The sequence below is a fragment of the Janthinobacterium sp. GL_088 genome (genome assembly GCF_057837845.1).
Genome location: NZ_CM174453.1, coordinates 5,713,687 through 5,726,484, shown reverse-complemented (window position 1 = coordinate 5,726,484; position 12,798 = coordinate 5,713,687). Strand labels below are relative to the sequence as shown.

The following is a 12,798-nucleotide window of genomic DNA, read 5'->3' as shown; positions in this document are numbered from 1 at the left end:
TGCGCCAGCCTCGATGCTGGTGTAATAAACACAATAAAGGGAAGAAATGAATCCAGTAATCACAACCGTGGCAATGACAGTGGCCGCTTACTTGCTCGGCTCGATATCGTTTGCCGTGGTGATGAGCAAGGTCTACGGCATTGCCGATCCGCGCACCTATGGCTCGAAAAATCCGGGCGCGACCAACGTGCTGCGCAGCGGCAACAAGGGCGCCGCCATCATGACCCTGCTGGGCGATGGCGCCAAGGGCTGGCTGGCCGTGTTCCTGGCCGACCATTTTTCCACAGCGCTCGGTGTGGGCGACACGGCCGTGGCCCTGGTGGCCATCGCCGTTTTCCTTGGCCATTTGTGGCCCGTGTTCTTCCGCTTCGTCGGCGGCAAGGGCGTGGCCACGGCCCTCGGTGTGCTGCTGGGCATCAATCCCTGGCTGGGCCTGGCGACCCTGGCCACCTGGCTGATCATTGCCTACGCATTTCGCTACTCCTCGCTGGCAGCCCTGGTGGCGGCCCTGTTCGCGCCGTTTTACTATGGCTTGCTGTTCGGCGTCGATCCCATCTTGCTGTCTGTGATTGTCATGAGCGTGCTGCTGGCTTACCGCCATAGCCAGAACATCGCGAACTTGCTCTCTGGCAAGGAAAGCAAGATCGGCGGCAAGAAGGATGCGGCCAAGGCCGCTGGCAAGAAGAAGTAAGCGCTTGATTTCCCGCGCGCCGCACGCATATGCTGTGTTTGCGGCGCCGCGCGGTGCGGCCGCCCCCGACTCGCGCAAAGGCTGCCCACCATGACTGTTTCCACCACCTCCGCCACACCCGTCCCCGTCCGTATCGATTTCGTCTCCGACGTTTCCTGCCCCTGGTGCGTGGTCGGCCTGAAATCGCTGGAGCAGGCGCTGGACAAGCTGCAAGACACCGTCCAGGCCGATATTCACTTCCAGCCCTTCGAACTGAACGCCAACATGCCGCCCGAAGGCGAGGATATCGGCGAACACATTGCCCGCAAATATGGTTCCACCCCGGAACAGATGGCGCAGTCGCGCGAAGCCATCCGCGCGCGCGGCGAGCAGCTGGGCTTTACCTTTGCCATGGACAAGCGCGGCCGCATCTACAACACGTTTGACGCGCACCGTCTGCTGCACTGGGCCGCTCTGGAAGGGCGCCAGAAAGAACTCAAGATGGCGCTGTTCGATGCCTACTTCACGCAGGGACAGGATCCGTCTTCGCACGAAGTGTTGCTGGCCGTGGCCGGCAAGGTGGGCCTGGACGCCGTCAAAGCGGCCGCCGTGCTGGCCTCGAACGCCTATGCGGACGAGGTGCGCGCGCAGGAACAGTTCTACCAGCAGAATGGTATCAACTCGGTGCCCGCCGTCATCATCAACGAGCGCCACCTGATTTCCGGCGGCCAACCACCGGAAGTGTTCGAGCAAGCCTTGCGCCAGATCATCGCCGGCGCTTGAGCAGGGCGCCAATGGCGCGCGCCATGGCGGACTTTTTGCGCTACACTCGGCGCAGGAGGAGGATAGTCAAATGCCAACAGCCAGCTGGAATGGCGCCGTCATCGCGCAAGCGACCGATGCGCAGGTGCAAGTCGTTGAAAACAATGTATATTTTCCTTTGTCAAAGGTGACGCAGGACTACCTGCGTCCCAGCAGCCATACGAGCATCTGCCCTTGGAAGGGCACGGCCAGCTATTACGACGTCGTTGTCGATGGCGCCGTCAATGCCAACGCGGCATGGTATTACCCTGAGCCCAAGGACGCCGCCAGGCAAATTGCCGGCCACGTCGCCTTCTGGCGCGGCGTGAGCGTCGAGCGCTGACCTGACTCCCCCAATTTCCTGACAAAGAAAGCAGACGATGGATTTACGCCTCGCCGTGTACCAACTCGCCTCGGACCATGCGCTCGATGCCCAACAAACCCGGCAGTTGCAGGAAGTGGCCGGTTTCCAGCGCGAACCGGCGCGCCTGGCCTACTGGCTGCCGCGCGGCGTGGCCGTGCTGGGCGCTGCGCTGCTGGGCATGGGCTTGATCTGCTGGGTCGCCGCCAACTGGGAAGACCTGGGTCGCATGGGCCGCTTTGCCCTGCTGCAAGGCATGCTGGCCGCCGCCTGCCTGGGCGCGTTTGCCGTACCCAGGGCGCGCGTCCCTTTGCTGCTGCTGGCTTTGCTGACCATCGGCGGCCTGTTTGCGTATTTCGGCCAGACGTACCAGACGGGCGCCGATCCGTGGCAACTGTTCGCCCTGTGGGCCGTGCTGGCCTTGCCCCTGTGCTTGGTCGCGCGCAGCGACGTGCTGTGGACGCCGTGGATGCTGATTTTTTCGACGGCCGCCGCCCTGTGGATGCAGGCCCATGCGCACCACAGCTGGCGTATCGATTCCAGCGATCTGCCCATTTTCGTCAGTGGCTGGCTGGCCGTGCTGCTTGCCTGTGCGTTTGTCTCGCCCCTGCTGGCGCGCTGGACGGGCGCGGGCAGCTGGGCCCTGCGCCTGGGCCTGGTGCTGGCCACCATTCTCATCACGGGCACGGCCGTCAGCGCCCTGTTCGGCAACGATATCGCATCGCCGTACTGGGCCGGACTGGGCTTGCTGGCCGTCGCCGGCGTCCTGCTGGCCATGCGCAAGTTTTTTGACGTGTTCGGCCTGAGCGCCGTCGCACTGGGCCTGAACACCTTGCTGGTGGGTGGCCTGACGCATGTGCTGTTCAACGGCCATGGCGATGGCGTCGGCGCGCTGACCGTGCTGGGATTGCTGGCCGCCGTGCTGCTGGCGTTGACCGTGCAAGGCATACTGTGGCGCACGCGCCAGGAGGCGGCATGAACACTATTCATAGTCAACGAGCCGATGCGCTCGCCACCCTGATCGACGACGCCACGCGCGCGGGCCTGTTGCCGCCGAATGCCCCCCGTCCCGTGCAGGATGTGCGGCCGTGGCCGCTGGTGCTGATGACGGCTTTCGGCGCCTGGCTGGCCGCCATTCCCCTGATGATTGCGCTGGGCGCGGGTCTGGAAAGCGTTGTGCGCCACGGTCCCGGTGCGTATGTCGTGGCCGCCATCGTGCTGGTGGTGGCCGTGCTGCTGATACGCACGCGCGGCGTGGCGCTGTTTGTCGAGCAACTGGCCGTGCCCTGCCTGCTGGTGGGCGGCGGCTTGCTCGGTTATGCCCTGTACCGCGACTATTCCACGCAGACGGCATCGCTGCTGCTGTGCATGGCATGCCTGGTGGTGGCCGCCGCCTTGCCGCGCGACTGGCTGCGCGTGCTGCTGGGACTGGTCGCCTGTGGCTTGCTGGGACTGGGCATCATCGATAGCACGCGCGACTGGATTTTCGAGAACGATCCCACGCAACTGTATCTGGCCTGGATGCTGGCCCTGGCATGCTGGCTGGCCGCCCACTGGCTGCAGAAGCAAGCGTTCAACGACGGGCGCGGCGCGCCTGTCGCCGCCTTCCTGGAGTCGCTGTCGACGGGATGGGTCCTGGCAATCTTGCTGGGGCTGGTCTTCTGGTCCGGCATGACCTTCATGCTCGGTGGCGCCTTGGGCGGTGGGTTTGCCGGCGACGTGGCGCGCGAAGTGACGCGGCATCAGGGTATTGCCTGGTATGCGCAGGCCTTGAATGGGGTCTCGCTCGTGCTGGCCACGGCGGCCGCCGCCTGGACGGGATGGCGCTGGCCGGCATTGCGCCAGTTGCCCGCTATCGGCGTGGCGCTGGTGCTGATCGTGCTGGCGTGGTTCATGCCGGCGCTCGGTCCCGTGCTGCTGATCCTCGCGTATTGCCTGACGAGCGGGCGTTCGCGCGTGGCCGTGGCGGCCGCGCTGGCGGCGGCGTGGATACTCGGCAGCTTTTATTACCAGCTGGCCTGGCCGCTGGCCAGCAAGGCGGCGCTGCTGGCCGTGGCCGGTGCCGTGCTGTGCGCCCTGTCGTGGCTGGCCATGCGCGGCGCCGTGTTGCACCTGGTGGAAAGCAAGCCGGCGGATGTGGTCCTGGAGCGCCGCGCCGCGCGCCTGGGCGTGCTGGGCGGCTTGCTGCTGGTGTTGCTGGTCGCCAATGGCGGCATCTGGCAAAAAGAGCAGCTGATTGCCAAAGGACAAGCGATCTTCGTGGCGCTGGAACCGGTCGATCCCCGTTCGCTGATGCAGGGCGACTACATGCGCCTCAATTTCGTCAACCTGGGCGTGCTGTCCACCCTGGCCAGCGTGGAGCGGGCGCCCGGCCGGCCCCTCGTGGTGGCGACGCGCGATGCACGCGGCGTGGCGGAACTGCTGCGCCCGTACACCAAGGAGGCGCTGGCGCCTGGCGAATTCCTGCTCGAACTGACGCCGAAGGATGGCAACTGGGTGCTGGTCAGCGATGCCTGGTTTTTCAAGGAAGGCGAGGCGGCGCGCTGGGAAAAGGCCCGCTATGGCGAGTTCCGCGTGCTGCCCGACGGCCGCGCCTTGCTGGTGGGCATGCGCGGTCCGGAGCTGGAGAAGCTGTAGCGCAAGTAGCAACGCAAGAGCGCGCCGGGGCGGGCATCCTGTAAAATTGCCCGATGGATAATATTACGCATTCGGTCATCGGCCTCGGGGTCGGCGAACTGGTACACCGCAGCCTGCCGCCCGAGCCGCAGGCACCCGCACAGCGCACCCGGCGCGCGCTGTTTCTGTTTACTGCCTGGTTTGCCAGCAACGCGCCCGACCTGGACCTGGTGCTGACAAAACTGTTGCCGCGCCCCTTCGGCTACATGTTGCACCACCGTGGTCACACGCACACCTTGCTGCTGGCCTTGCCGCAGGCGCTGCTGTTGCTGGCGCTGCTGTGGCTGTTGTGGCCCGGCGCGCGCCGCTTGCTGAAAAGCAGCGTGCCCGCCCGCATCGGCCTGGCGGCCTGTCTGCTGCTGGGATTCTGCTTGCACATGGGCATGGATTTCCTCAATTCCTATGGCTTGCACCCGTTTTATCCATTTGACAGCCGCTGGCTGTATGGCGACATGGTCTTCATCGTCGAGCCGATGTTCTGGGTGCTGCTGGGCGTGCCCGTGATCATGTCCTTACATTACGGCATCGTCAAAAGCGTGTTGCTGGCGGGACTGGCGGCGGCCCTGTGTTTCTTTACCTATAAAACCTATCTGGCGCCCGCTTCGCTGGTCGTTCTGCTGGGGCTGGGCGTGATCCTGGCCGTGCTGCAAGGGAGAGCCGGCGAGCGGGGGCGGGGGCCGCTGCTGCTGGCCTTCGCGCTGGCCGCCACCTTTATCGGCACGCAGGGCGTGGCGTCGGCCCTCGGCCGTGCGCGCATCGAGGCGGCCGTGCAGCGCGTGGATCCCGGCACGCGCGTATGGGACGTGGCGATGACGGCGTTTCCCAGCAACCCCCTGTGCTGGATCTATGTCTCGCTCGACAGCAAGACGGACGTGTACACCTTGCGGCGCGGCACCCTGAGCCTGCTGCCCGCATCGCTGGCGCCCGCCGCCTGCCCGGCGGGGCTGGCAGAAACCAGCAAGCAGGGCCGGCAACTGGCGCCCGGCATTGCCGTCTCCGCCCAGGCGGCAGGCAGCTTGGCCGCCTTGCGCGCTTTGCAGGAAGACAATTGCTATGTCGACGCCTGGTTCCGCTTTGCCCGCATGCCCAGATTGAATGCGGACAAGCTGACGGACGTGCGCTTCAACCCCGGCATGCTGCCCAATTTCACCACGGTGGAACTGCAGCAGTTCCGCAACCGGCCGTGTCCGGCCTATGTGCCGGGCTGGGATCGTCCCCGCGCGGACATGCTGGCGCCGCCGCCAGCCGTGCGTCCGTAGCGGATTTGTTGCCTTGTGGAAAAATATTGCATGTGCGCCTGCTTTGCCATGGCCGCGCATGCGACACTGTCAATTCAGCAAGAATAATATTTAGTTAGGATTATCTTGGAAGAGCAACACGCCTTACCTTATCTGCGGGAAACCCTGCTGTTTCTCGCCCTGGCCGGGATTTTTATTCCGCTATTGCAACGCCTGAAAGTCAACCAGGTGCTCGGCTTCCTGGCCGTGGGCGCCCTGTTCGGCCCGTTCGGCTTCGGCCTGTGGGCCGGCGACTTCACGTGGCTGACGTATTTCTCGTTCGTGCGTGCCGAGCAGGTCAGCGGTCTGGCCGAGCTGGGCGTGATGTTTTTGATGTTCATGATCGGCCTGGAACTGTCGACGGAACGGCTGTGGGCGCTGCGGCGCTGGGTATTCGGCGCGGGCGTGGGGCAGGTGGCCGTCAGCGCCTGCCTGATCGGCGGCGTGGCGTATTACTTTGGCCTGTCGCTGGAAGCGTCCATCGTGCTGGGCCTGGTGCTGTCGCTGTCGTCCACGGCCGTGGTGATGCAATTGCTCACGGACCAGCGCTCCCTGCAGACGCCGGCCGGCCAGGCGGGCTTTTCCATCCTGATGTTCCAGGATTTGATGGTGGTGCCGCTGTTCATCCTGATCGACGTGTTCGCCAGCGGGCGCAGCGACGACCTGGCGTATCTGCTCAGCTTTGCGGCCGTGAAGTCGGCCGGCGCCATCCTGCTGATCTATCTGCTGGGGCGCCGCGTGATTCGCCCGCTGTTCCAGTTTTTCGTCAAGAAACGCCAGCCCGACGTCTTCATGGCATTGACCCTGCTCAGCACCCTGGGCATCGCGGGGCTGACGTACCTGGCGGGCCTGTCGATGGCGCTGGGCGCCTTGCTGGCCGGCTTGCTGCTGGCGGAAACGGAATTTCGCCATGAAGTGGAAGTGACGATCGAGCCCTTCAAGGGCTTGTTGATGGGCCTTTTCTTCATGTCGGTGGGCATGCAGATCGACGTGCGCGAAATCCTCAAGTCGCCGGTCTTGATTCCCCTGGCCGTGCTGAGCCTGTTTGCCTTGAAAACCCTCGTCATCAGCGTGATTTTCCGCCTCGGCGGCTTTCACTGGGGGCGCGCAGTGGAAACGGGCGTGCTGCTGGGGCAGGGCGGCGAGTTCGCCTTCATCGTTGTCGCGTATGCGCTCGGTACCAAGCTGATCGGCCCGCAAGTGGCGCAGTTCGTCATGCTGGTGGTGGGCCTGAGCCTGTTTGCCACGCCGGCGCTGGCCAAGGCGGCGCGCGCGTTCGGCAACTGGTGGGAACGGCGCCACCACCATCAGCTGGCCGACCTGGCGCACGGCGCGCCGCCGCCGCAGGGCAGCACCGTCATCATTGCCGGATTCGGCCGGGTGGGGCAGTTGCTGGCCAAGGTGCTGACGGAGCAGGACATCGCGTATGTGGCCATCGAAAACGATGCGCGCCTGGTGACGACCCTGCATCCGCGTGGTTTCCCCGTGTATTTCGGCGATGCGTCGCGTGCGGAATTGTTGCAAAAGGTCAATGCTGACCGGGCCGCCGCCGTGGTGCTGACCATGGACCATGCGGCCTCCGTGCTGCATGCCGTCAAATCGATCCGCCGCGAATATCCGCAGTTGCCCGTGTATGCGCGGGCGCGCGACGAGGCGCATGCCGTGGCCCTGATACAGGCGGGCGCCACCCTCGTCGTGCCCGAGGCGCTGGAATCGGCGCTGCAGCTGACGGCCACCGTGCTGCACACGGTGGGCCTGTCGGAAGCGCGCACGACGGACATCGTGCAAGCCGAGCGTGACCGGCGCAATGCCGTGTTGCTGGCGAAGAAGCTGTCGTAGTGCAATCGTGCGTGTCGCCGTGCTTTGTAAATTATCTATACAATAATAGTATATGAGCACACTACCCACATGAAAGCCGCGACGAAGAGCGGCGCGGCGCCCTTGACGCCGCAGCAACTGGCGGCGCAGGAAACGCAGCAAAAATATGGCAAGCCCGAGCGGGGCTGGCGCGAGCAGGTGTACACCGTCATTTTCGAGGCGGAAACGCGCACGGGCCGCGCCTTCGATTTGCTGCTGATCGCCGCCATCCTGATCAGCGTGACGGTGGTCGTGCTCAGCAGTGTCGCTTCCGTGGCCGAGCGCTATGGCACCTGGCTGACGGCGCTGGAATGGTTTTTCACCATTTTATTTACCGTCGAATATTTCGCCCGCCTGGCGTGCCTGCAGCATCCGGTGCGCTACGCCAAGAGTTTTTTCGGCATCATCGACTTGCTGGCCATCGTGCCGACCTACATCGGCTTGCTGCTGCCGGGCGCCCACGTGCTGATCGACGTGCGCATTTTGCGCCTGCTGCGCATGTTCCGTATCCTCAAGCTCACGTCGTATGTGCATGAATACACGGTGCTGGGGCGTGCCTTGCTCGCCAGCCGGCGCAAGATCCTCATTTTCTTGTCTTTTGTCATGATGGTGGTCTTTCTGTTGGGTACTGTGATGTACGTGGTGGAAGGGCCGGAGAACGGTTACAGCAGTATTCCCACGTCGATATACTGGGCCATCAGCACCATGACCACGGTCGGTTTCGGCGATATCACGCCGCGCACCGACATCGGGCGCACCATCGCATCGCTGATGATGCTGCTCGGCTGGGGCATCCTGGCAGTGCCTACCGGCATTATCAGCGCGGAAATGACGGTGCAGCGCAGTTCCAAGCTGGTCACCACGCGTACCTGCCCCACGTGCCTGAAAGAAGGGCTCGATGACGATGCCAGTTTTTGCAAGAGCTGCGGCGTTGCATTGCCGCCATTGGCACGCGATTAGCGCATAGATCCTTCATCAACCGTATTTACTTTACTTTTTTAAGGCCAACATGATTCCAGTTCGCCTGATCGCGACGGGCAAAGCCGTGCCGTCGCACAGCGTTACCTCCGCCAGCCTGGACCTGACATTGGGCCATCCGGCCGGCTATACCCTGCGCAAGAGCGGCGTGCTGTCGCGCTTTGTCGCCGCGCCCGATGAATCGCAAAGCCAGCTGGGCGCCGCCGCCCTGCTCGACGCGCTGAAGAATGCGAGCCTGCGTCCGGCCGACATCGATTTGTTGATCTGCGCCAACGGCGTGCCCGAGCAGGCATTGCCGAACACGGCCTGCTTCGTTGCCGAACATGCGGGCTTGCCGCCAGGCACGCAAAGCTTTGACGTCAACGCCAGTTGTCTCAGTTTCATGGCCGCCTTCCGCGTGGCCGCGTCCATGCTGGCCGGCGGCGCCTACCGGCGCATCGCCATCGTCTCGTCCGACCTCGCCTCGCGCGGCGTCGACTGGAGCGAGCCGGAAGCATCGATGATCTTTGGCGACGGCGCCGCCGCCGTCATCGTCGAGCAGGGCGACGGCAGCGCCGGCATCCGCGCCTACAAGATGGGCACGTATCCGGAAGGGCGGCGTTACTGCGAAATCCGCGGCGGCGGCACCGAGCGCAACCCGCGCAACGGCTGCGAACCGGGCGATTATCTGTTCCGCATGGATGGCAAGGCCGTGTTCCGCCTGGCCGTCAAGGTGATGCCGGATTTCCTCGCGGAACTAATGCAGGAATCGGGCGCGGGACTGGAAAAAGTCGACGTGGTCGTGCCGCATCAGGCCAGTCCGCTGGGACTCGCGCATGCGGCGCGCATCCTCGACGTTCCCGATGCTAAAATCATCAAGATCTTTGAAACGCACGGCAACCAGGTGGCCGCGTCCCTGCCCACCGCCCTGCACGAGGCGGTGATGACGGGGCGGGCCGTGGCAGGCCAGCGTTTGCTGATGATGGGCACGGCCGCTGGCCTGACCATCGGCGGCATGATACTTGACCTGTGAAGGTGGTGTGATGAGGCGGATACTGGTCACGGGAGCGACGGGCGGCTTGGGGCGCAATGCCGTGCGCACCCTGCTGGCGCAGGGCGTGGAAGTGCGCGCCACCGGCCGCAACGCCGCCGTGGGCCGCGAACTGGAGCGCATGGGCGCGCAATTCGTGGCGCTTGATCTGGCACAGGCATCGCCGCGCCAGGTCGATGAGCTGGTGCGCGGCATGGACACCGTCTGGCACTGCGCCGCGCTGTCGTCGCCCTGGGGCGCGGAGCGCGACTTCATCGCCGCCAACGTCACGGCCACGGCGCAGCTGCTGCGCGCGGCCGCCAGCCTGCACGTGGCGCGCTTCGTGCACATCTCCACGCCAGCCATCTATTTCGATTACCGCAACCACCTCGACGTGCCGGAAACCTTCCGCCCCGACGCCTTCGTCAACGCGTATGCGCGCAGCAAGGCGATGGCGGAAAAATTGGTGCAGGATTGCGTCGACCGCCATCGCGGCATGACGTGCGTGATCCTGCGCCCGCGCGCCATCTTCGGCCCGCATGACCAGGTGCTGATTCCGCGCCTGGCGCGGGTGCTGGAACAGCGCGGTGGCAAGCTGCCGCTGCCCAACGGCGGCGCGGCCAGCATCGACATCACCTATGTCGACAATGTCGTGCATGCGATGTGGCTGGCCACCGTGCACAAGACCATCGCGTCCGGCGCCGCCTTCAACATCACGAATGGCGAACCGGCGCGCCTGTGCGACATTTTGCGCACCCTGTTCTGCGAGCATCTGCAGCAGCCGTTCGAAATCGTCAGTGTGCCGTATCGCGTGCTGGCGGTGGTGGCGCGCCTGATGCAGTTCGCTTCGCGTTTTACGGGGCGCGAACCATCGCTGACACCCTACAGCATCGGCGCGCTCAGTTTCGACATGACGCTCGATAATGCCAAGGCGCGCAAGGTGCTTGGCTACCGTCCCATCGTCAGCCTGCAGGAAGGCATCGCGCTGACGGCGCAGTGGATGCGCCAGGAAGCGGCGGCGCACAAGGTGGGCAAGGAGCGCAATGGCTAGCATCACCGCGTTTCGCGTCGGCCACTGCACCCATCCTTCGTGCATGGTCTTGAAAGGCAGCGGGCTGGCCAGCCGCTGCTTCCCCTCGCGCGCCTACCTGATCGAGACGCGCGCGGGCCTGTACCTGTGGGACACCGGCTACGCCGAACACTTCCGCGCCGCCACGTCGAAGGGCGTGTACCGGATGTACGCGTGGGTGACGCCGATTTTCTTCGACGAAAACGAGTCGCTGCAGGGCCAGCTGCGCGCGCATGGCGTGTCGCCCGGCGACATCCACACCTTGCTGCTGTCGCACTTCCACGCCGACCATATCGCCGGTCTGCGCGACTTTCCCGGCGCGCGGCTGATGGCTTCCAAAACGGGCTGGGACGCCGTGCGGGGATTGTCCGGCGTGGCCGCCGTGCGCCAGGCCTTCGTGCCCGAACTGCTGCCGAACGATATTGCGGATCGATTGAGCTTTGTCGACAGCGTGCCCGAAACGGCCCTGCCGTCGGCCCTGCTGCCATTCACGCACGGGCGCGACGTCAGCGGCACGGGCGAGATCTACATCGTCGACTTGCCCGGCCACGCCGTCGGCCATCTGGGCGCCTTCGTGCTGCAGGATGGCGGCTGGACCCTGCTGGCGTCCGACGCGGCCTGGGTGCCGGAAAGTTTCCAGCAGCTGCGCGGCCCGTCGGAACTGTCATTCATCATCCAGCACAAGCGCGCGCCGTATTACGCCACCCTGAGCCGGCTGCACCAGTTGCACCGGTCCGGCAATGCGCAGATCCGCATCACGCATGAAGACACGGTCGACTATATCGCTGTGGCGGGCCGCCCGTGAAGCGTCTTGTCTGGCTCTTGCTGTCGTACTGGCGCACGCGCCGCCTGCGTTTTACAAGCCGCGCGCAGCTGGACGCCTACCAGCAGCGGCAGCTGGCCCGTTTCATCGAGGTGCTGTGTGCGCGCAGCCGCTATTTCGCTCCCTATCGCGCGCTGCCCCTGGCGCAGTGGCCGACGATGAACAAGGCGCTGATGCTCGAGCATTTCGACGCCATGAACACGGCAGGAATCACGTTGGCGCAGGCGATGGACGCGGCCATGGCGGCCGAGCATAGCCGCGACTTCACGCCGTCCGTGGGCGAGATCACCGTGGGGCTGTCGTCGGGCACCTCGTCGCGGCGCGCCGTGTTTACCGTCAGCCCGCGCGAAAAGGCCCAATGGGCGGGCGTGATGCTGGCCAAGGCGCTGCCCGACGGCCTGTTTTCCGGCGAGCGGGTCGCGCTGTTCCTGCGCGCAAACAGCAATCTGTACACGGCCGTGCGTTCGCCGTGGCTGACCTTTGCGTTTTACGATCTGTTCCAGCCCTTCGACGCCTTGTGCGCGCAACTGGCGCAATATCAACCTTCCGTGATCGTCGCACCCGCGCAAGTGCTGCGCCAGCTGGCCTTGCGCGTCATCGATGGCAGCCTGGCGCTGGCGCCGAAAAAAGTCATCTCGGTGGCCGAAGTGCTGGAAGCCCAGGACCGGGCGCTGATCGTGCAGGCGTTTGGCGCCGTGCATGAAATCTACCAGGCCACCGAGGGTTTCCTTGCCAGCAGCTGCGAACACGGCGTGCTGCATTTGAACGAGGAATACGTGCACATCGAGCCGCAGTGGCTCGACGCTGAACAACGTCGCTTCGTGCCCGTGATTACGGACTTCACGCGCATTACGCAGCCCATCGTGCGCTACCGCCTGGACGACATCCTGATCGCGCGCGCCACGCCATGCCCGTGTGGCCGCGCCACGCGCGCCATCGACGGCATCGAAGGGCGCTGCGACGACATGCTGCTGCTTCCCTCCGCGCGCGGCGGCGCCCCCGTCGCCGTGTTTGCCGATGTGCTGACGCGGGCCTTCGCGCAAGCCTTGCCGCCGGACGCCGACTACCGCCTGGCGCAAGCGGGCGAAGCGGCCTTGCAGCTGCATGCGGCGCTCGACGATGCCGGCCTGGCCGCCCTGCGCGCGCACCTGGCAATGGTGCTGCAGGGCCTGGGCGTGTCCGTCGATGGCCTGGCCTGGACGACGAGCGCCGAACTGCCTCCCTTTGACCCCACCATGAAACGGCGCCGCATCCGGCGCCTTGCCACCGCATGAACC

The 12,798-nt window shown here is 65.0% G+C and carries 12 protein-coding genes; all 12 read left to right on the top strand.

The window, feature by feature from the left end; all coding sequences use genetic code 11:
* Positions 1-46 precede the first annotated feature (46 nt).
* The 12 genes from plsY to AC3IQ7_RS25485 all read left to right on the top strand — a co-directional run bounded on the left by plsY (position 47) and on the right by AC3IQ7_RS25485 (position 12,795).
* On the top strand, positions 47-691 hold the full coding sequence (gene plsY / locus AC3IQ7_RS25540; RefSeq protein ID WP_233516007.1) for a glycerol-3-phosphate 1-O-acyltransferase PlsY: 645 nt from the start codon (positions 47-49) through the stop codon (positions 689-691).
* A 90-nt stretch (positions 692-781) separates the two neighbouring features.
* Positions 782-1,453, top strand: a complete 672-nt coding sequence (locus AC3IQ7_RS25535) for a DsbA family oxidoreductase (RefSeq protein ID WP_099376630.1) — start codon at positions 782-784, stop codon at positions 1,451-1,453.
* A gap of 70 nt (positions 1,454-1,523) precedes the next feature.
* Positions 1,524-1,814: a DUF427 domain-containing protein gene (locus tag AC3IQ7_RS25530; protein ID WP_099376631.1), complete on the top strand. Its 291-nt coding sequence runs from the start codon at positions 1,524-1,526 to the stop codon at positions 1,812-1,814.
* A gap of 37 nt (positions 1,815-1,851) precedes the next feature.
* Positions 1,852-2,811 (top strand): DUF2157 domain-containing protein, encoded by a 960-nt coding sequence (locus tag AC3IQ7_RS25525; protein ID WP_489207667.1) that lies wholly within the window; start codon positions 1,852-1,854, stop codon positions 2,809-2,811.
* A complete protein-coding gene (locus AC3IQ7_RS25520; protein ID WP_099376633.1) occupies positions 2,808-4,469 on the top strand; it encodes a GDYXXLXY domain-containing protein in 1,662 nt (553 codons plus the stop codon). Before AC3IQ7_RS25525 ends, AC3IQ7_RS25520 begins: the two co-directional genes overlap by 4 nt.
* A gap of 53 nt (positions 4,470-4,522) precedes the next feature.
* Positions 4,523-5,767, top strand: a complete 1,245-nt coding sequence (locus AC3IQ7_RS25515; RefSeq protein WP_099376634.1) for a metal-dependent hydrolase — start codon at positions 4,523-4,525, stop codon at positions 5,765-5,767.
* A gap of 105 nt (positions 5,768-5,872) precedes the next feature.
* Positions 5,873-7,624, top strand: coding sequence for a cation:proton antiporter domain-containing protein (locus AC3IQ7_RS25510; protein WP_099376635.1), 1,752 nt, complete (start codon positions 5,873-5,875; stop codon positions 7,622-7,624).
* Positions 7,625-7,693: 69 nt separating this feature from the next.
* Positions 7,694-8,602 carry an ion transporter gene (locus AC3IQ7_RS25505; protein ID WP_099376636.1) on the top strand — a complete coding sequence of 303 codons (909 nt, stop codon included), beginning with the start codon at positions 7,694-7,696 and terminating at the stop codon, positions 8,600-8,602.
* Between the two features lie 49 nt (positions 8,603-8,651).
* Entirely contained in the window at positions 8,652-9,632 is a 981-nt protein-coding gene (locus AC3IQ7_RS25500; RefSeq protein ID WP_489207666.1) for a 3-oxoacyl-[acyl-carrier-protein] synthase III C-terminal domain-containing protein, read from the top strand.
* A gap of 10 nt (positions 9,633-9,642) precedes the next feature.
* Positions 9,643-10,680: an NAD-dependent epimerase/dehydratase family protein gene (locus AC3IQ7_RS25495; RefSeq protein WP_489207665.1), complete on the top strand. Its 1,038-nt coding sequence runs from the start codon at positions 9,643-9,645 to the stop codon at positions 10,678-10,680.
* Positions 10,673-11,503, top strand: coding sequence for an MBL fold metallo-hydrolase (locus tag AC3IQ7_RS25490; protein ID WP_489207664.1), 831 nt, complete (start codon positions 10,673-10,675; stop codon positions 11,501-11,503). The genes AC3IQ7_RS25495 and AC3IQ7_RS25490 overlap by 8 nt, the downstream gene beginning before the upstream one ends.
* Positions 11,500-12,795, top strand: coding sequence for a F390 synthetase-related protein (locus AC3IQ7_RS25485; protein ID WP_489207663.1), 1,296 nt, complete (start codon positions 11,500-11,502; stop codon positions 12,793-12,795). The genes AC3IQ7_RS25490 and AC3IQ7_RS25485 overlap by 4 nt, the downstream gene beginning before the upstream one ends.
* The last annotated feature ends 3 nt before the right edge of the window (positions 12,796-12,798 follow it).

Coding starts and splice junctions, on each gene's coding strand:
- AC3IQ7_RS25500 (WP_489207666.1), top strand. CDS start 8,652: ATGATTCCAGTTCGCCTGATCGCGACGGGCAAAGCCGTGCCGTCGCAC.
- AC3IQ7_RS25495 (WP_489207665.1), top strand. CDS start 9,643: ATGAGGCGGATACTGGTCACGGGAGCGACGGGCGGCTTGGGGCGCAAT.
- plsY (WP_233516007.1), top strand. CDS start 47: ATGAATCCAGTAATCACAACCGTGGCAATGACAGTGGCCGCTTACTTG.
- AC3IQ7_RS25530 (WP_099376631.1), top strand. CDS start 1,524: ATGCCAACAGCCAGCTGGAATGGCGCCGTCATCGCGCAAGCGACCGAT.
- AC3IQ7_RS25520 (WP_099376633.1), top strand. CDS start 2,808: ATGAACACTATTCATAGTCAACGAGCCGATGCGCTCGCCACCCTGATC.
- AC3IQ7_RS25490 (WP_489207664.1), top strand. CDS start 10,673: ATGGCTAGCATCACCGCGTTTCGCGTCGGCCACTGCACCCATCCTTCG.
- AC3IQ7_RS25535 (WP_099376630.1), top strand. CDS start 782: ATGACTGTTTCCACCACCTCCGCCACACCCGTCCCCGTCCGTATCGAT.
- AC3IQ7_RS25525 (WP_489207667.1), top strand. CDS start 1,852: ATGGATTTACGCCTCGCCGTGTACCAACTCGCCTCGGACCATGCGCTC.
- AC3IQ7_RS25505 (WP_099376636.1), top strand. CDS start 7,694: ATGAAAGCCGCGACGAAGAGCGGCGCGGCGCCCTTGACGCCGCAGCAA.
- AC3IQ7_RS25515 (WP_099376634.1), top strand. CDS start 4,523: ATGGATAATATTACGCATTCGGTCATCGGCCTCGGGGTCGGCGAACTG.